The sequence below is a fragment of the Pseudomonas tremae genome (assembly GCF_001401155.1).
GTDB lineage: Bacteria > Pseudomonadota > Gammaproteobacteria > Pseudomonadales > Pseudomonadaceae > Aquipseudomonas > Aquipseudomonas tremae.
The window spans coordinates 1-16605 of record NZ_LJRO01000280.1 but is presented as its reverse complement, the minus strand read 5'-3'; the positions used below and the strand labels follow the sequence as shown (position 1 = coordinate 16605).

Annotated in this window: 20 protein-coding genes and 2 pseudogenes; 2 read left to right on the top strand and 20 right to left on the bottom strand. The window is 55.6% G+C overall.

Features of this window, described 5'->3' with window-relative positions; translation table 11 throughout:
• Positions 1–176 precede the first annotated feature (176 nt).
• The 4 genes from ALO43_RS16740 to ALO43_RS16725 all read right to left on the bottom strand — a co-directional run bounded on the left by ALO43_RS16740 (position 177) and on the right by ALO43_RS16725 (position 1796).
• A complete protein-coding gene (locus ALO43_RS16740) occupies positions 177–428 on the bottom strand; it encodes an antirestriction protein ArdR (RefSeq protein WP_024690828.1) in 252 nt (83 codons plus the stop codon).
• Positions 429–444: 16 nt separating this feature from the next.
• The gene (locus ALO43_RS16735; protein ID WP_054997826.1) at positions 445–792 is read right to left on the bottom strand and encodes a type II toxin-antitoxin system ChpB family toxin; all 348 of its coding nucleotides are present in this window, start codon (positions 790–792) and stop codon (positions 445–447) included.
• On the bottom strand, positions 789–1043 hold the full coding sequence (locus ALO43_RS16730; protein ID WP_024690826.1) for an AbrB/MazE/SpoVT family DNA-binding domain-containing protein: 255 nt from the start codon (positions 1041–1043) through the stop codon (positions 789–791). The genes ALO43_RS16735 and ALO43_RS16730 overlap by 4 nt, the downstream gene beginning before the upstream one ends.
• Before the next feature lie 75 nt (positions 1044–1118).
• Positions 1119–1796, bottom strand: coding sequence for a tyrosine-type recombinase/integrase (locus tag ALO43_RS16725; protein ID WP_054997825.1), 678 nt, complete (start codon positions 1794–1796; stop codon positions 1119–1121).
• Positions 1797–2645: 849 nt separating this feature from the next.
• On the opposite strand from ALO43_RS16725, the gene ALO43_RS16720 reads away from it, so the two are divergent.
• Complete coding sequence (locus ALO43_RS16720; RefSeq protein ID WP_054997829.1) at positions 2646–4019, top strand: hypothetical protein; 1374 nt, start codon at positions 2646–2648, stop codon at positions 4017–4019.
• A 182-nt stretch (positions 4020–4201) separates the two neighbouring features.
• Here the strand turns inward: ALO43_RS16720 and ALO43_RS16715 are convergent, their stop codons facing one another.
• Genes ALO43_RS16715 through ALO43_RS16705 form a run of 3 tightly spaced genes read right to left on the bottom strand, consistent with a single transcriptional unit; the run spans position 4202 to position 5405 of the window.
• Positions 4202–4621, bottom strand: coding sequence for a hypothetical protein (locus ALO43_RS16715; RefSeq protein WP_005888840.1), 420 nt, complete (start codon positions 4619–4621; stop codon positions 4202–4204).
• Positions 4622–4630: 9 nt separating this feature from the next.
• Positions 4631–4882 (bottom strand): hypothetical protein, encoded by a 252-nt coding sequence (locus ALO43_RS16710; RefSeq protein WP_054997828.1) that lies wholly within the window; start codon positions 4880–4882, stop codon positions 4631–4633.
• A 25-nt stretch (positions 4883–4907) separates the two neighbouring features.
• Entirely contained in the window at positions 4908–5405 is a 498-nt protein-coding gene (locus tag ALO43_RS16705) for a hypothetical protein (RefSeq protein ID WP_011105131.1), read from the bottom strand.
• 826 nt (positions 5406–6231) lie between these two features.
• On the opposite strand from ALO43_RS16705, the pseudogene ALO43_RS16700 reads away from it, so the two are divergent.
• A pseudogene (locus ALO43_RS16700) lies at positions 6232–6435 on the top strand (IS5/IS1182 family transposase); the annotation flags it as partial.
• A 152-nt stretch (positions 6436–6587) separates the two neighbouring features.
• Here ALO43_RS16700 and ALO43_RS16695 read toward each other — a convergent pair.
• The 13 genes and pseudogenes from ALO43_RS16695 to ALO43_RS31530 form a co-directional block, all read right to left on the bottom strand.
• A complete protein-coding gene (locus ALO43_RS16695) occupies positions 6588–7199 on the bottom strand; it encodes a LysE family translocator (protein WP_005888844.1) in 612 nt (203 codons plus the stop codon).
• An 18-nt stretch (positions 7200–7217) separates the two neighbouring features.
• Entirely contained in the window at positions 7218–7856 is a 639-nt protein-coding gene (locus tag ALO43_RS16690) for an alanyl-tRNA editing protein (RefSeq protein ID WP_005888845.1), read from the bottom strand.
• 5 nt (positions 7857–7861) lie between these two features.
• Complete coding sequence (locus ALO43_RS16685; RefSeq protein WP_083492186.1) at positions 7862–8623, bottom strand: thioesterase II family protein; 762 nt, start codon at positions 8621–8623, stop codon at positions 7862–7864.
• Between the two features lie 9 nt (positions 8624–8632).
• Positions 8633–9055: a coronamic acid synthetase CmaC gene (cmaC, locus tag ALO43_RS16680; RefSeq protein WP_005888847.1), complete on the bottom strand. Its 423-nt coding sequence runs from the start codon at positions 9053–9055 to the stop codon at positions 8633–8635.
• Between the two features lie 9 nt (positions 9056–9064).
• Positions 9065–9994, bottom strand: a complete 930-nt coding sequence (locus ALO43_RS16675; protein WP_005888848.1) for a chlorinating enzyme — start codon at positions 9992–9994, stop codon at positions 9065–9067.
• Entirely contained in the window at positions 9981–11768 is a 1788-nt protein-coding gene (gene cmaA / locus ALO43_RS16670) for an L-allo-isoleucine:holo-[CmaA peptidyl-carrier protein] ligase (RefSeq protein ID WP_011105130.1), read from the bottom strand. The genes ALO43_RS16675 and cmaA overlap by 14 nt, the downstream gene beginning before the upstream one ends.
• The gene (locus ALO43_RS16665; protein WP_005888850.1) at positions 11765–12613 is read right to left on the bottom strand and encodes an alpha/beta fold hydrolase; all 849 of its coding nucleotides are present in this window, start codon (positions 12611–12613) and stop codon (positions 11765–11767) included. The genes cmaA and ALO43_RS16665 overlap by 4 nt, the downstream gene beginning before the upstream one ends.
• Positions 12614–12623: 10 nt before the next feature.
• On the bottom strand, positions 12624–12854 hold the full coding sequence (locus tag ALO43_RS16660) for an acyl carrier protein (RefSeq protein WP_005888851.1): 231 nt from the start codon (positions 12852–12854) through the stop codon (positions 12624–12626).
• 233 nt (positions 12855–13087) lie between these two features.
• Positions 13088–13264 (bottom strand): hypothetical protein, encoded by a 177-nt coding sequence (locus ALO43_RS30755; protein WP_007251965.1) that lies wholly within the window; start codon positions 13262–13264, stop codon positions 13088–13090.
• Positions 13265–13491: 227 nt separating this feature from the next.
• Entirely contained in the window at positions 13492–14967 is a 1476-nt protein-coding gene (locus ALO43_RS16650) for a sensor histidine kinase (protein WP_005888854.1), read from the bottom strand.
• The gene (locus ALO43_RS16645) at positions 14964–15563 is read right to left on the bottom strand and encodes a response regulator (RefSeq protein ID WP_011105129.1); all 600 of its coding nucleotides are present in this window, start codon (positions 15561–15563) and stop codon (positions 14964–14966) included. Before ALO43_RS16645 ends, ALO43_RS16650 begins: the two co-directional genes overlap by 4 nt.
• A 150-nt stretch (positions 15564–15713) precedes the next feature.
• Positions 15714–15965: a type III effector gene (locus ALO43_RS29070; protein ID WP_005906196.1), complete on the bottom strand. Its 252-nt coding sequence runs from the start codon at positions 15963–15965 to the stop codon at positions 15714–15716.
• Positions 15966–16293: 328 nt separating this feature from the next.
• Positions 16294–16513: pseudogene (locus tag ALO43_RS31530) on the bottom strand (type II toxin-antitoxin system RelE/ParE family toxin).
• Positions 16514–16605: the final 92 nt, after the last annotated feature.

Here is a 16605-nt window from a genome sequence, read left to right as displayed (position 1 = left end):
GGATACAAAATTCTTGGCCGCCTTCCGCCGATCAACTGAATGCTCAGGCCTTCTGACCACAGCATGCGCTTGAGCCTGTGGGGTCGCTGAATGTCCGGCAGACCCGCAAGAGCCGAACAGTGCTTGCCGCATTTCTTCTTCGGTCATATTCATTCCGGCTTCCATAAATGACTTTCCTACTGTCCGTCAGGGTCAACCGCGACCCACGCTTTCGCGCCGTTGTAGTCATCACCGCCTTCTGCCATGTAGACCAGCCCGGCCATGTCTACGGCGTATGCGCCTGGTCGTTCGCTTTCTGGATCACGCAGTTCGTTTTTCCAGCCATACACTTCGCCTTCCCACACCAGCACAACACCAGCGGGGTGTTCCTGGTTGCTTGCCCGCCACTTTGTGGCGGTTGCGCGTAGCGCCTCGATCAGCTGTTCCATGGGCAATTTTTCCCTGCTATTCAAAGAGTGCTTGGACTCGGGCCAGCACATCGTCAATCACCACCTCGGGAACAGATTCAATACGCTTGGCGCCTCGGGCCTCAAGGTCAACAGTGCGGATCTGGTTACACAGAACAACACCCTGAGTCTCGGTACCTGAACAGCTCAACGGCACCGCAAAACCCGCATATCGGGCAAAGTCGCCGCCTTGTGTGATCGGTGCAATCACTGCGAGCCCCGAGGCGTTGTACGCCGCTGGCGTGAGAACCAGTGCCGGACGAAAATCGCCCTGCCGCTCACGGCCGGACGTTGGGTTCAGATTCAAGCGGACAATGTCGGCCCGAGCGTACTTCGCTCTCTTCACGCCTCACGCCCCACCGGCTGCATAGCGTTCCAGGCGGCAAGCTCTGCTGGTTCCTGTGCGTTCAGGTCGCACTGAGACATTAGGTCGGCCAGCTTGTAATGTGGTTTGGCTTTCGCAGGTTTCAGCGTCATTGATTCAGGCGTGAAATCGAGGCTCAGCACATACCCAACAGCCAAACTCATTTGCTTGAGCACGTCAGATGGCAAGCGAATCGCAGCGCTGTTGCCCCACTTTTGAATTTTTACTTCCATCATAAGCACCTCTTAATGTAGATCTACTGTAGATATACTCTCAAAAAAAGCAAGCAATATGTTTATACAATGTATCTACAATGCCAGCTCAAAGGCGCGTCGTAAAGTGCCTTGATCTACCGTGAGATACGGCTTCGTGTGACTGAGACAAGCATGGCCGAGGAGCATCTGGACCATCTCCACATCGCCGGTCGCGGCGAGTACCTTCGCTGCTAACGTGCGGCGACCGCTGTGTGACGATCCGCCCTTGATTCCCGCTTGACGATAAAGGCGACTGAAAGTCTGTTGCAGGGTGTCACAGCACCGGTATACCTCCGGACCGCTGTCGAGCATGCGATGTTTGAATGCAAGCTCGAACGCTTCACCCTTATGGCTGAGAATGGGTTTTGAGCTTGGGCGTAGGCCGAGAAAATCGTCAGATCCAGACACCACCCAGCCACGCTGCAATCGCACATCCAACCAACGCTTTAGGGCATCGATGTACCTGGTATGCGTGAGGTAGACGTTCCTGGCACGCGACCCTTTTGTGATCGTAGAAGATAGGTGCACTTCAGAGCGCACGGCTCCAGATGGGTATAGCACGCTGGATGTTTCAAGCTGGGCCAGCTCTGTGACGCGCAGGCCGGTTGTGTGAGTGAGCCAAAGCAGCAGCACGTCCCGCTCTGGCATGCGGCCTGTCACCGAAGCCACTCTTATAAGGTGTTTGAATTGTCCAGGTCGAAGGGATGTTGCACGACGGATCTTGGCTGTCATGGGACTCTCTATCAGGATTGGCGGAAATTCGCTGTCGTTCCAAAGAGAGTCAGCAGTGGGCCTCCGAGAAAGCCTACCACCAGTGTTTATGCGGTGTTATAGGAAAATGCTACCGCGCCTACGGCTTGGTGGCTGGTGACAGCCAGCGCGACACGTCACCCTGCCCATCACCTGCATACCAAGGGCTGTAGAGGCAGACTCGATGGTAACCGCACTGGCCACACTGCTCAGGATTAGGAAATGGGGTTTGGGGAGCAACGGAACAAAATACCAACGTAAGACCTGCCTCGGGCGTTCGGTATAGCTCAAAAGGGTAGCTCACCCCGGAATGGCTCTTGAGGATGGCGTTTAGACCAAGTGAGCCATGGCTGATAAGCTCGGCCCGTTTAGGTATACATCGAGAGGTGCGCGTGGGGATGCCAGTTGAGCCGCCAAGCCTAGGTGTGCAGCGCACCGAAAATCACAACGCGCAAACCGTGCCGTTTGGCGGCGTAGCCCAGGTTATCGTCCGCCAGACGAAACAGCGCTTCGAGCAGCCAGCGGTTCATGCGTAGATCATGCAGTGGAACCGTTAACGGCCCAGCGACTACACAGCTTTTTGTAGATCCAGTTCAACTGGAGTGTAGCCTGACGTTTCCGCTGTTTCTGGCGCTGTTTGATCGAAACTTCTCTGTATTGCTTTCACGCAAACATTCGCTCCGGACAAGCCTGACTCAGGATACAGCTGCTCAAACTTCCGTAGACCGAGATAGAATTTCCATGCACATCAACCAATCCGCCCAACAACCGCCTGGCGTTGCAATGGAGAGTTTTCGGACAGCTTCCGACGCGTCCCTTGCTTCGAGTTCTGTGCGGTCTGTCAGCACTACCTCGTGCCGCGATCTACAAGCTATTACCGATTATCTGAAACATCACGTGTTCGCTGCGCACAGGTTTTCGGTAATAGGCTCACCGGATGAGCGTGATGCCGCTCTTGCACACAACGAGCAGATCGATGCGTTGGTAGAGACACGCGCCAACCGCCTTTACTCCGAAGGGGAGACCCCCGCAACCATCGCCGAAACATTCGCCAAGGCGGAAAAGTTCGACCGTTTGGCGACGACCGCATCAAGTGCTTTTGAGAACACGCCATTTGCCGCTGCCTCGGTGCTTCAGTACATGCAGCCTGCGATCAACAAGGGCGATTGGCTAGCAACGCCGCTCAAGCCGCTGACCCCGCTCATTTCCGGAGCGCTGTCGGGAGCCATGGACCAGGTGGGCACCAAAATGATGGATCGTGCGAGGGGTGATCTGCATTACCTGAGCACTTCGCCGGACAAGTTGCATGATGCGATGGCCGCATCGGTGAAACGCCACTCGCCTGCGCTTGGTCGACAGGTTGTGGACATGGGGATTGCAGTGCAGACGTTCTCGGCGCTAAATGTGGTGCGTACCGTATTGGCTCCAGCACTAGCGTCCAGACCGTCGGTGCAGGGTGCTGTTGATTTTGGCGTATCTACGGCGGGTGGCTTGGTTGCGAATGCAGGCTTTGGCGACCGCATGCTCAGTGTGCAATCGCGCGATCAACTGCGTGGGGGGGCATTCGTACTTGGCATGAAAGATAAAGAGCCCAAGGCCGCGTTGAGTGAAGAAACTGATTGGCTTGATGCTTACAAAGCGATCAAGTCGGCCAGCTACTCAGGTGCGGCGCTCAATGCGGGCAAGCGGATGGCCGGCCTGCCACTGGACGTCGCGACCGACGGGCTCAAGGCGGTGAGAAGTCTGGTGTCGGCCACCAGCCTGACAAAAAATGGCCTGGCCCTAGCCGGTGGTTACGCCGGGGTAAGTAAGTTGCAGAAAATGGCGACGAAAAATATCACTGATTCGGCGACCAAGGCTGCGGTTAGTCAGCTGAGCAACCTGGTGGGTTCGGTAGGCGTTTTCGCAGGCTGGACCACCGCTGGACTGGCGACTGACCCTGCGGTTAAGAAAGCCGAGTCGTTTATACAGGATAAGGTGAAATCGACCGCATCTAGTACCACAAGCTATGTTGCCGACCAGACCGTCAAACTGGCGAAAACAGTCAAGGACATGAGCGGGGAGGCGATCTCCAGCACCGGTGCCAGCTTACGCAGTACTGTCAATAACCTGCGTCATCGCTCCGCTCCGGAAGCTGATATCGAAGAAGGTGGGATTTCGGCGTTTTCTCGAAGTGAAACACCGTTTCAGCTCAGGCGTTTGTAAGCGGCCTGTGGGTTGCAACTGGGGTTTGCGGAGCAATGTAACTGAAAACCATCGTAAGGGGCATGATCAGAGTTCGCTTTTCCCGTCAGGTGGTGTGGATTAGCGAACTTTGATTTGCTGAGCGAGTTCATCGCACCGCTTTGCGGGGGGATTGCTTCCGTAGTGCTTGCTGAAGCGATTTCCTATAAGTCTGAGTTGGGCAGTCCGGCACCCCTGAGAACTGCTCGAAGCACTTCACGCTCTTCGCGATATGTCCATGCGCTTGGATGATGAACTGCAAGGTGCCGCGATTCCTCCTCCCAAGAGGTGTACCAGCTGTCTCTAGCAGCGATGTAGACCGGCGGACGTCCTTCAAATTGGTCGCTGGTAATGTCGATGACGACACCCTTTAACTCGACCCATGCATGGGAGCCACCGTCCTTTTCTCCACATACATACTCAACCTGCAGGCCTAGCTGCGCGTTCAGATAGTCACCGAGCAGTTCCGACACCACACCACAGCAGCCCCTGGGAAAACTCTTCAAATGACACGGGAGTTGATCCAAACTCTTCTGCTTTTCAAGCTCTTCACGGAAGGCATGCGCAACATGGATGTGGTCCATTGTGATTTCCTATTGCGTATCAGGGTCAACCGCGACCCACGCTTTTGCACCATTGTAGTCATCGCCGCCTTCGGCTCTGAAGATCAGCCCAGCCTTGTCCAAGGCATATGCACTTGGGCGGTCGCTGTCTGGGTCGCGCAGTTCATTCTTCCAGCCGTACACCTCGCCGTCCCACACCAGCACGACGCCTTCACGGTGTTCCTGGTTGCCTGCTCGCCACTTCGCGGCGGTCGAGCGTAACGCCTCGATCAGTTGTGCAATGGTCACGATTGCCTTCAAATTTTTATTACTGATCTGAGTCTGGCAGGCGCTCGTCGCACCACAAATCCAGACCACCGGCACGGTGCACAGTCGATCCCTGTTCGATCCGAAGCCAGTTTTCGCGTAACACGCGATAGAGCTCTGCGTCTCGGCGCAGCGCGTTCAGTTCGTTGTCTGCAGCCTCAATCAGATCAACTGTGATAGAGCTGGCTTTGCCTTTTACTTCTCCCCAATGGTTTGGTTCGTGATCCGCAGGCCGAAGATCCACAATGTCTCCGCCAAATCGCGGAGGTCCGTAGAAGATCACAAGGGCATCCCGCATCGCGATTGCAGGGTTGCCATAGCAGCAATCGGAATGCTGCTCGACCAAACCGTTGGCATGCACGAGACGCCATTCATAACTAGCGTTCTCAGGATCGCCAAAAACTTCAGCTGTCACGCCCGAACTCAGGTCAAGCTTGCAGGCTTCCTGGGTGCGAACATCTGTGGTGAACTTCAGATTCAATTCATTGCGAGCCTTCACATTTGCCTCCAATTTGCTGCTCGATCCTGGGAGCGGAAAGCCTCCCTATCTACATACTCGGCCCCAACTTTTAGGCCAGAGGTTGAGAGTGCATTTGAACGCTTTCCTAATTTTGATTAAACATGTCGAGCTGAGTGTTCCCCGGATCTGCTTTCGGCCTATTCAGCGGGTGGCCCAACTGATGGCGAATCTTGACCAACCAAACCTTGTAGGGATAGTTTCTCGCGCACCCCTTGGGTAAGCTTCAGCCAACTCCTTGCGCAGCGCTGTCATGTCATGACGGCCTAGGCAAACCGATAAGTAATCTGAGGTGCCCCTCAGGATTGTCTTCAGTCCTTGGAGAACAAGGGGCTGCCTCCACGAGACATGACTTGAGGTACAGTTCCGACGCGAGAGCGGAGGTCATCGCTGCTGGCTACTATAGAGCTACATCACCATCAGAGGCGCTCTGTTCAAGCAGCCGCGAAGCCCTCAAAAGTACGTGCTTCCTCAATTACCCAAGAGCTCGGCAGAGACTCGTAATCCATTTTTCCATACCTTCTATATAAAAAATCAGCGTCTTGGCCAAGGTTTATCAGGCTCTAAATGTCGTTTACCGTGATCGGTGTCTGGCCTAGGGTGATCTTGAGGCCTTGGCCTGGGTGGGTCCTGAGGAGTTTGTCTTGGGGGTTGTCTGTCTTTACTCATTGAAGGCCGCTCCAGGGATATAAAACTGATGATTTGGCAGCTCGGATAATACTTGCTGTTCGCAGATTTTTTTATGCCGGCCACCTCTATTCTTTCAGGGGACTTATCTACAAAATTTCGCAGCCTTTCTTTGATGTGTTGCCGCAAGATCGAGTTCACGAAAACCCAGGTGCGAGCGAAGGTTGAATATCCATTTCGTGCGATCAAGCGCCAGTTTGGTTATACGAAAGTGCGGTTTCGCGGGCTCGTTAAAAATACCACGCAACAGGCCAAACTGTTTGCCTTGTCGAACCTTTGGATGGTACGAAAACGGCTGTTGGCGATAGGAGAGGTGCGCCTGTAATACGGAAAAACACCTTGGAAAGGTGCTGTTTGAAGAAAAGTCGATGAGTTAAAAGCTAAAAAAGTCTGATTATCTGATCGGGCGTGCGTTTTATGAATCTCAGGCCACGAGGGCATCAATGATCGATGCCTACTTCAGAGCTTCCCTAACACCTAAAATGCCAATTTGGTCTTGATCAGTGAGTCAGTCAATTGGGAAAGGATCGCCACCGCGAAGCAGCAAATGATCACCGAGGCTGTGCGATTAATATTCAGCGTTGTCAGCCAAGCATGCCCGCTGCGTTTGATGTATGCGCCAAGCAGCACCCAGGCGCAGCCAATCGGGATTACCACCATACTGAGTTGCGCGACAAAATACAGGTACAACTTGATATCGGTAAAGGTCTGCTCGGGAGCGATGAACGAAACCACCAGTAGACCCTTGGGGTTGATCAGGGTCAGCCGAAAAAAGTACATTCTGGAGATATGCACGTTGGGTGAGGAATGGTAAGGGTTATCGGGGTTGCGCCATAGCCGGTGTGAGGTTTTGAACAGATAAGCCATCGACGCCAGTTGTACCACCTGCAGGCACCAGGGAGCGCTGTCACCGATATGGCTGAGCAGATACCCCCAAAAGGAAATCTGCAGCAGGTAGGCCGAGTACTCCAGCAGGCTCAAAGACCAGGCGTGTCGGAATCCGCTCAGTGCTCCAGACCGCAGCAGCAATGTATTCGTGGGCCCTGGCATCAAGAGCAGCAACCCAAGTACAGACATGATGTTGAACATGATAGCTCTCCTGGGCGGTCAATCCACTAGGTAGATTTCGACACGCTCTTTGTGCGCGCCGATGTTATTGCGCTTGAGCCGAATACGCCCGACCTCGCCCGTGGTACGCAGATGTGTACCGCCACAGGGCACCTCTGAAAACCCCTTGATGTACCAGCAACGGCGCAAGCACTTGGTGTCCGTAAAGCGGCTTTCAATCGGTAGGCCGGCGGCTACGAGGTGCTCTACGCCCTGCAGGATTTCCGGAAAGTACTGGCTGACATTACCCTCCAGCGAGAAGTCGATCCGCGCTTTGTGTTGGCCGATATGGGCACCGATCTTTTCCAGGTCTGGGAATTTTTTATAGAAAAACTCCAGCACAATTTCAGCGGCGAAGTGCAAACGCATAAGCGCATACCGACGAGGCCAATCGATCTCCACGCTAACCAGATCGCTCACGGCAAAGTCTGGATCTTCGGCAAGGCGATAGATGATGCGCTCGTCAACAACCGTGGCCTGGGTGACTTCGATACGGTTGATGCAACCCTTATCCGATTCCTGGCCGCCGGATTCGGCGAAGAAAATCGTCGGGCTGATCACCACGTCGCGCCCGTCAATACTTAGCACGCGGGCGTCTAGGGACGAGAGATAAGGGGTGTTCCAAAATGCACGTTCCATAACGCTCAACTGCCTTGTTCATCTAGAGCGGTTAACAGAGGCAAATACAAAAGCCGAAAATTGATGTTGAAGAAAAAATGTCCGCCGGGTACGTACTCGCTATGGAAGCTTGTGCTGGTGTAGCGCTGCCATTCGTCTAGGCGATGGAGCTCAAGCAACGGGTCGTCCTGGCCGTTGAGAACGTAAAGGGGCACTGGCAGCGGTCGGATAAAGCGATAAGTGAGTTGTGCATTGAGCGCTAGATCGGCTTTGAGCTTGCCCAGCGCATGTCTGGCAAAACTGCACGAGGCATCCGTCGGCAGTGGTAAGAGGCTCTCTGAGCATACGTGCTGCCACAGTTGGTTGTCGTCCATCGCACCCAGTAGCGGTGAGTAGCCGGTGTGGGGCGGCATGCGCCCGGACAGGACCAAATGCGTCGGCAGCGGCCGGTCGCGTTCGGCTAGCGCGTGGGCTACATCAAGCGCCAACCCGGCACCGAAGCTGTGACCGTAAAACGCGTACGGTATGCCTACGCTTTGCAGTGCATCGACGATCGCCTCGATAACATTCGCGACCCGCGTGACCGGCGCTTCCATACTTCGGTCCTCGCGTCCAGGTAGTTTCACTGCCCATGTCGCAACGCCGACATCGGCTAGTCGGCTCAAATCATTGAACGCTGAGGCGCCACCCCCTCCGTAGGGGAAACACAGCAGCAGGCGACATGCGTTCATAGGGGCGCCTGGCAGTGGTGCAAGCCAGGGTCGTTGCACCACAAAAGGATCGGCCATGGCTGCTCCTTAACCGGTGATCTCGAACAGGCCCACCGCGGGGTGGAACATGTGCGAGGTTGTCAGCGAGCGATGTTCCTCGGTGGCCGGGTACGGAATGGTCATGGGGTTGGTTACCGAGACGCCTCCCATACTGGCCAGAGAAATCTGAGTAGTCTGGATATCGCGGACCCTAAAGGCCGCGTGGTAGATACACGCCTCCACATTCACCAGCAGCCGGCTGACCACGCTGTCAGGTCGAAAGGGTTCGACCACTTCCACGATTTCGCCTGCTGGCGAGCGGAGCTTGGTTATCAACACGCCAAACTTTTCGATTGGCTGTTTATGGAACAGCACCTCGAACCCCAGGGCCGTGAAGAACTCCGAGGTTTTCTCCGTAGACCGCGTGGCATACGCGATGTGATCGATTGCCAGGTAGGAGGGCTGTTCCATGATCAATCCTCAATAAATGACTAGGGGCTTCAGGTCCATGCCGCTTAGGCTCTTGCGGGCCACTCTGTTCTTGGGGTCGGTGGTGGTACCGGACACCTGCACCACGCCGAACCGATCAAGTCGATACTCGCCCCCGAATTCCTTAACGTAATCTGTATCTGGATAAACCTTGACCCGTCCGGGTACGTAGCGGGCCACATAGCCCAGGCGGGTCTTGTCGGGTGTCGAATTGGGTAGCGAGGAGTGCATAAGCATCGAGCGGAAGATTACAAATTGGCCCGCTTTCATCACGATCGGTACTGCCGATGCTTCATCCGGCTTCCATGACTTGTCCTTTTGCAGAGTGGTGTAGTCGTAGCCGTTGAATCCACGTGGGTACTGCCCCTTGACCACATTATTGTTGGTGACCGGGTCGAAGGTCATGCCTCTGGTTTCGTCGTAGTTCATTTGCTTGTGGCTGCCGGGGATGAACTGCATGCAGCCGTTTTCTTGGGTGGCATCAGTGAAACCCGTCCACACATTAATAGCGCCGCCGAACGGCTCGCCCTCGGGCCACACCAGTTGCGGCTCGCCGGAGGCGTGAGCGAAAGTGTCTGCCTGGTGCCAGTCAGTGCCTTCGTTGCCAGGGTATTTGGGGATGAACTCGCTGCGCCAGCAGATTACATCCGGGCCGAGGATGCTTCGCACTCGATGCACGATTTCCTTGCGAAACACATGACTGGTCAGCAAGTCCACATCCAGGTGCCGGTCGTAGTTGGTGATCGCGACATCCAGTGGCGCGTCGTAGGGAGCATGGGTGCGGTTGAACAGTTGTGCTCGGATGGTCTTATGCATCTGTTTCATCTCTTCAGGCTCATAGAGCGTGAAGGGACCGATGAACCCATCTCGATCAAACTGCTGAAGTTCCTGTTTCGTCAACGAAAAGTCAGTCATTTCCATGTTGGCTCCTGAGAGAAGTTACTGGGTCTTCATGTGTTGCGTAGTACTGCACCCACTCTTGAAAGGTGCTCAGCCTGGCGACTTCGTCGAAAGGGGTCGTTCTGCCAAGTATTTCGTTGATGCGGCTATGGGCCATGACCACGCTCAGAGATGAGGCGCCATAGCCGTAAATTGAGTGTTCCAACTGCAGGTTGCGGGTGCCGAGGATGCCGGACCAGATATCTAGCACTGCCGAACCGGCCTGAGGGGGCGCCGCCGCTGCTTTCTCCGGTGGCTGTAAGGAACGCTTGTCGACCTTGCCATTGGCCGTCAGCGGAAGTTCCGCTAGGTAGTGGATCCGCCTCGGTACCATGTAATGAGGAAGCCGGTCGCCCAATAGGCTCATGAGCTTGCTTTCTTCGATAGTTGGCGAGCCATGCCGGAGCACGATGAAAGCGTGTAGGCTTTTTTCCAAATCGTTCATGACGTGCGCCTGCACCACAGCCTGGGCGACGCCAGGCAGTTGGGTCAGCGCATGTTCGACCTCGGCGATCTCCACCCGGAAGCCTTTGATTTTTACCTGTTCGTCGATGCGGCCTTGGTAGAAAAGCATGCCGTGCTCATCTTCGATGACATAGTCACCGGTCCGGTAATAGGTGCCTTCCGGCAGTTGTAGAAAGCGGGTTTGGGTCAAAGCGTCGTCGAGGTAACCTAGGGCTAGATTCGCACCCGTGAGCAGCAACTCGCCGGGCGTGCCGACCTCCACCTCTTGCAGTTTGGCATCGACGATTTTGCCGTACACCTGGTGTAGGAACTGCCCGATGGGCATTACGTCTCGCTCGGCGTCCTCAGGTTTGTTCAGACTGTACCAAGTGGAGAACACAGTATTCTCGGTCGGGCCGTAGCCATTCACCAAGGTAATGCGAGGATTGGCCAACAGCAGCGCGCGGGCATGCACCGGTTTAAGTACTTCACCGCCGACATAGAGCACGCGCACAGCGTCTAGCATTGAAAGGCGGTGTTGCGCCACCAGGTGGAACAGTGAGGTGGTCAGTAACAGCACATCGCAGCTGGCCGCGCGTACGCAGTGATCCAGTGCATCTATATTGAACGCGCCAGGTTGCAGGGTGACGCAGGCGCCGGTCAGCAGCGGTACCCAAACTTCAAACAAGGCAGCATCGAAGCCGATGGACGAGTGATGTACGTAGCTGCGGGGCTTGCCTTGGACCTGTTGCTGTACGTTGTCTACTAGATTCAGCAACCCGTCATGGCTGATGCGTACACCTTTGGGGAGGCCGGTAGTGCCAGAGGTAAACATCACGGTTATCACCGAGGCATCATCCAGACGCCTTCGGATAGGCGGACGTAGGGCAGGGCCGTCGTAGCACAGAGTGCCGCAGTCGTCCAGGCGAAAGCATGTCAGCGTTGGGTCAGGGCGCAAGTCCGTTGGCTGACCGAGCAATAGCAAATGATTGCAGCCCAATTGTTCCAGCACGGCGATCAGGCGTTTGCTTGGCGTGCCTGGCTCGATGGAGACGTAGGTAATTCCCAGTTTGCAGCAGGCCAGCATCGTTATCAGATACTCAAGGCAACGGTTGGCCATCAGCGGCATGTAAGGATGGTCTGCCAGGCCTTGACGTATCAGTGCTTCGCTACGTTCCAACACCTGCGTCTGGAGCTGTTGATAAGTGACTAGTTTTCCTTCGTCCACCACCGCAATTGCGTTTGGCGCTTGCGTGCAGACCGACTCAAATCGGCGGTAGGCTTTGGGGGGATGTGAATGGTAGGAGGTCATTGAATGGCCCTCTGCTTGTGACGGGTCAGAAAATGGGTCATCGTCAGGTACAAACGTTCGTGGCCATCGACAAAATCGTGATGCTGGCCATCAGGATCTTCCACCAGTTCACTGTGAGGCAGCAGCTGGGCAATGTACCGGGAAGATGCGGTGTCGGTATAACGGTCCTGGCTGCCGCACCACACCAGCGTGGGGGTCTTTACGGTCTGCGCAATTCTGACCGATTCCAAGCTCGCCAAGCTGTTGAGGAACGTAAGGTACTGGCGGAACGCAGACAGTTCTCGCAGAGGGCGAACCTGCTGGTAGCGGTAGTCACTCGGGGTATAGGCGCTTTTGGTGTGCAACAGACTCACGGCTTCGTAGACTTGGGCGCAATTGCCTTGGGGAATGGACTGCATCATGCGCTCCACGTCGCGCTCGTATTGGCTCTTGATCACCCCGTCGTCTTTGAGAAAGTACGCGCCATTAAGCAGTAGCAAGGTGCGACAAGCACCTTGGTTGGCTGCCAAGAGTGCCAAAGGCGCTGAGGAGCAATAGCCCACCAGTGCATCTACACGCACGGGTTCTGGCAGCGCTGCATTGAACTGGCGGATGAAGTCCGCAACGCCTTCTTCGGGATTGACCCCGGCTTCGTTGGCGTACGCCAGCCAGGTGTCGCTTTCCAGGATGATCAAATTGAAATGGCTGATCAAAAATAGTGCAGCGTTCTTCATGTAGCAGCACTGGGTGCCCACGGGCGACAACAATAGGAGGGTTTCCCGGGCAGTGTCGAACGGCAAGCTCTGGACACAGATCACCTTGCCCGCTCGCTCTAGGTCCAGGTTTAGTGTGAACAGGCTGTGCATGGCAACCCTCTCAGGCTTTATCCGCCGCAGCGGCGACTTGCAACTGCGCAAGCACCGTTTGCTTGCAGGGCGTCAAGAAGAACTGCTCCATATTGATATTGGCGCCAAACGCCTCGTTGACCTGACCAATCAATTGGATAGCGGTAAGAGAATTGGCACCCAGGTCGAAGATATCTTCGTCATTTTCCACCGGACGCTGAAAAATTGCCTCGAAGATCTGATCGAGTTTTGCTGAGCTCATGGTTTACATGCCTCGTCGTCAATAAGGGAGCCGGTTCCCCGGCACATTGGTAAGCTTCACGCCGAAAGCCATCTGCTCGCTCAGGGAGATGGCCCACGCTGAACCACGGACCGACTTTAAAGGCGTACCGCGCGAGCGCCCATCGTCCATTTTGACCAAAAGCGCCCCGGGGATACGCTTTACTGGAGGTATACGTAGTCCATGCCGAGCTCTTCGATCTTGCTCATCGATTATCACGCCTTGTTCCGTTCCAGCGTGGCCCTAATGTTGGAAATGAGGCTGCCACGGACGACGGTCAGCGAAGCCAGCAGGATCGAGGAGGCGCTTGCCCAAGCGTGCCGGCCCCCGATCTCATCTTGCTCGATTTGCAAATGAAAGGTACTCACGGTCTGGAAGGCATAGCCTTGCAAGATCGCTAGTCCTCGGCGAGAGTGGTGATCGTGTCCGCCTTCGAACGGGATCAGTGTGCGAGGCGATCCAGCGCGGTACGGTGGAGTTTCACTCTAAGACAGAATGTCCAGAGCACCTGCTACAGCGGATCTAGGCGCTGCTCTCCTGTGGCTCCTCGCCCCTCATCACCACTCCGTTGTCGCTCACTCTACGATGCCGCTCCGCGCCAGGCTTTGGTTGAGGTGCGCTAAAACGGCGCCGGCACACAAGACTCTCGCTCAGTCTTGGATGTATTGGGCACAATGACCGTCTCACCATCAGCTCTCACCGGCCTGACCAGGGGGAGATGCACCCGAAAAGTGCTGCCGTGCCCCTCTCGGGAAGCCAGGGTCAACGGATGGCCTAATAGGCGAGCCAGCCTGGCAACGATGGCAAGCCCCAGGCCTAGCCCTTCGTGGTTGTTCCGGGTCGGATGATCGAGTTGGTGAAAGTCGCGAAAGATTTCCTGCTGGTGCTGGAGAGCGATACCGACGCCGGTGTCGACGACCTCGATCTGAAGGTAGCCATGGCGCCGCTGGCAAGCGATCAGGACGCCGCCTCTCAGGGTGTAGCGGATCGCATTGCCGATGAGATTTCGCAGTATCAGCTCCAGCAAGGTTGGATCGGATAGAGACAATAGCTCCGTATCCAGCGTGCGGTAGCTGAGGCCCTTGCCGTTGGCGAGGGGCGCAAGCTCCATTTCCAGTTTATCCAGCAGTGGCTGCAGGGCAAAGACTTGCAATGTCGGCTGCAAGGCTCCTAGTTCGATGCGTGATAGGTCCAGTAAGGTATTCAGCATGTCGGTAGTAGTCTTGACGGCCGTTCGGGCCCTGACCAGCAATTGCCGCTGTTGGGGATCTAGCGGACTGCCGGCCAGGGCTGCCAGAAAAAAGCCCTGAGCCTGCAGGGGCTGGCGCAGATCATGGCTGGCTCCAGCCAGCAACTGACAGCGCGCCGTATTCGACTGCCGCGCCCGTTGCAAAGCGATGCGGAGCTGCTGCAGGTCACGGCGTGCCCGCTTGGCGGTTTCATCCAGAAGCAATTGCCTTTTCAATTGCTTCACCAGGTGCTGACAACCCGAGCGCGCCAATCGGCAGAGACCCAAGCCGTAAAGCAGCACGGTGATCCCCAGAATCCTGTGCAGGTCATCACCAATGCGCAGAAACCACATAGCGATCAGTGCCACCGGCAGCAGGATGCGTCCCAGATAAAGACTGGGCACGGCACAGTTCAGCGACACCATGGCATGGCCGAGCGTGGCGAACAGCACCAACAGCAAGCCGATGAAGGGCGTAGGAAAGGCCTGTTGGAGGGCAATTTCGCACAGTATTACCCAGACGACGCTTTCCAAGATACCGGCCAGCATTAGGACCCGAGCCACTGGCTTAACCCGGCCAGCGTCCAGGCGGAGTAGCAATACCTGACGCGCATAGATGACTTGGCCCACCCTAAGACTCACGACGGCGACATACCAAAGCAACAATTGCGTTTGGATGGCGTCAGGGTCCCAGTCGCCGCTCAGTTGCGCTAGGGCTGACCAAGACACGCGGGCCTGAAAGCCGTCGATCAGGCTGAAGGTCAGGATCAGGCTGGTAGCGAGCAGGGTAGTCTTGACCAGCGACTGGGTGAGTTCGACCAGAATGAGTCGCAGGGCCTCCTGGTATGAGCGAGCGTCGTGCCTCACAGGACGAGTCCTAGGCGGCGCGCGGTATCGGCTGCCTCCGTACGGCAGGACGCCTGGAGGATGGTCAGTATCGCCTGGACATGGCTGCGGACCGTGTGCTCCGAGCGCCAGAGCTGCGAGGCGATCTCCTTGTTCGTCAATCCCTGGCACAGCAACCCGAGCACTTGGCGCTGGCGTGAAGTGAGCGTCAACGGGGTGGAGGCGATAGTCCTCGGTTCGGGAGGCTCTCCAGAGAGCAGCGCCTGGATCCGCTGCAGTAGATGCTCTGGACACTCTGTCTTAGAGTGAAACTCCACCGCACCGCGCTGGATCGCCTCGCACACGATCGCATCCCGATCGAAGGCGGACACGATCACCACCCTCGCCAAGGGCCAGCGCTCTTGCAACAAGGCGATGCCTTCCAGGCCGTTGGCACTTTCCAGCTGCAAATCGAGGAGGATGAGATCGGGTGCCGGCAACGCCTGGGCAAGCGCCTGCTCGATCCTACTTGCTTCGCTGACTGTCGTACCAACCGGCAGCCTTATTTCCAACATCAGGGCCACGCTTGAACGGAACAAGACGTGATCATCAATGAGCAAGATCGAAGAGCTCGGCATAGACTACTTATATCTCCTGTAAAGAGTATCCCTAGGTGTAATGACCTGTAATCGAAATGGCCTAGACCTGCAGTTATCGCGTTTTTCGAACCGCATTAATTGAGTCTATCCGGCCCCGCGAACCAGCACTGACTGCAAAAGACCCTGCATTCATGCACTGCCACCAGCAATCGAGCGCGTCCGACCGAGATTAAATGCGACTGAAAAATTGATGATTTTGGAGTCCATCAGACGGTGGTTTTTATCGAGTCGACCAGGCTGCACGAGGGTTTGGGTGATAGATGTTGTGGTGGCAACTAGAGGGGAATTGTCGGGCGCTGAGGCGAAGCGGTTTTGCGCTTCCTTCGTAGGGGCCGTGTAATTGAAGCTGGAATTTACTGAGCTGGTTGAAATGCGATTCATTGAAAAACCTCTTTGTCAAAAAAATCACGGTGCAGGAGCAGGCCTGCAGTCCTCATTTTTACGCTTGTGGAGAGGACGGAGGTTTTAGTGGAGCCGCACCAGCTTGCAGTTCCTAGCCTACTGGGAAATATTTGCTCTCTGGCAAGCTGTTGAAATTCGCCAGCATGTAACGTGGTTCGGTTAGCAATGGAACAGAAAATGCATTTAAGGAGTCCGCAGAGTCCGGGAAAAATCAACCGATTGGTTATTACGAGTCTTTGTAGGGCTTCAGTTACCTGTCATCGCGTGTGTGCCACAGGCACAGCAGGTACTTAGTCGAATCTACTATCTAGTAGCGCATCTCGTGACAGCTGATATGGATTCGGCTTAAATCCCCTCGGTTCAAATTTTTCAAGTCGCTCACCAATGCGTGTATTGGCCAACAGCGCAGTCATGGCAATAGATTAGTTGCTGCACGATGTTTGGGCAGCAGGCTGATTCGCCGCTGCCAAAAACTCGTACAATCGGATAATGTCGGAAAGCACCTTGCTTGTACACTTCAACTCCATTAGGTTTTGTACGAAAAGTCGGTAGGGGTAGAGTTGCCGCCATGATTGGCTGGAGGCCCGCATGGCAACGCTTTACGAACTCTCCGACGCAT

Bases quoted from the DNA above. Each gene is read 5' to 3' on its own strand.
- ALO43_RS16740 (WP_024690828.1), bottom strand. From the start codon at position 428: ATGGAACAGCTGATCGAGGCGCTACGCGCAACCGCCACAAAGTGGCGG.
- ALO43_RS16730 (WP_024690826.1), bottom strand. From the start codon at position 1,043: ATGGAAGTAAAAATTCAAAAGTGGGGCAACAGCGCTGCGATTCGCTTG.
- ALO43_RS16725 (WP_054997825.1), bottom strand. From the start codon at position 1,796: ATGACAGCCAAGATCCGTCGTGCAACATCCCTTCGACCTGGACAATTC.
- ALO43_RS16715 (WP_005888840.1), bottom strand. From the start codon at position 4,621: ATGGACCACATCCATGTTGCGCATGCCTTCCGTGAAGAGCTTGAAAAG.
- ALO43_RS16695 (WP_005888844.1), bottom strand. From the start codon at position 7,199: ATGTTCAACATCATGTCTGTACTTGGGTTGCTGCTCTTGATGCCAGGG.
- ALO43_RS16690 (WP_005888845.1), bottom strand. From the start codon at position 7,856: ATGGAACGTGCATTTTGGAACACCCCTTATCTCTCGTCCCTAGACGCC.
- ALO43_RS16685 (WP_083492186.1), bottom strand. From the start codon at position 8,623: ATGGCCGATCCTTTTGTGGTGCAACGACCCTGGCTTGCACCACTGCCA.
- cmaC (WP_005888847.1), bottom strand. From the start codon at position 9,055: ATGGAACAGCCCTCCTACCTGGCAATCGATCACATCGCGTATGCCACG.
- ALO43_RS16675 (WP_005888848.1), bottom strand. From the start codon at position 9,994: ATGGAAATGACTGACTTTTCGTTGACGAAACAGGAACTTCAGCAGTTT.
- cmaA (WP_011105130.1), bottom strand. From the start codon at position 11,768: ATGACCTCCTACCATTCACATCCCCCCAAAGCCTACCGCCGATTTGAG.
- ALO43_RS16665 (WP_005888850.1), bottom strand. From the start codon at position 12,613: ATGCACAGCCTGTTCACACTAAACCTGGACCTAGAGCGAGCGGGCAAG.
- ALO43_RS16660 (WP_005888851.1), bottom strand. From the start codon at position 12,854: ATGAGCTCAGCAAAACTCGATCAGATCTTCGAGGCAATTTTTCAGCGT.
- ALO43_RS16645 (WP_011105129.1), bottom strand. From the start codon at position 15,563: ATGCCGAGCTCTTCGATCTTGCTCATTGATGATCACGTCTTGTTCCGT.
- ALO43_RS29070 (WP_005906196.1), bottom strand. From the start codon at position 15,965: ATGAATCGCATTTCAACCAGCTCAGTAAATTCCAGCTTCAATTACACG.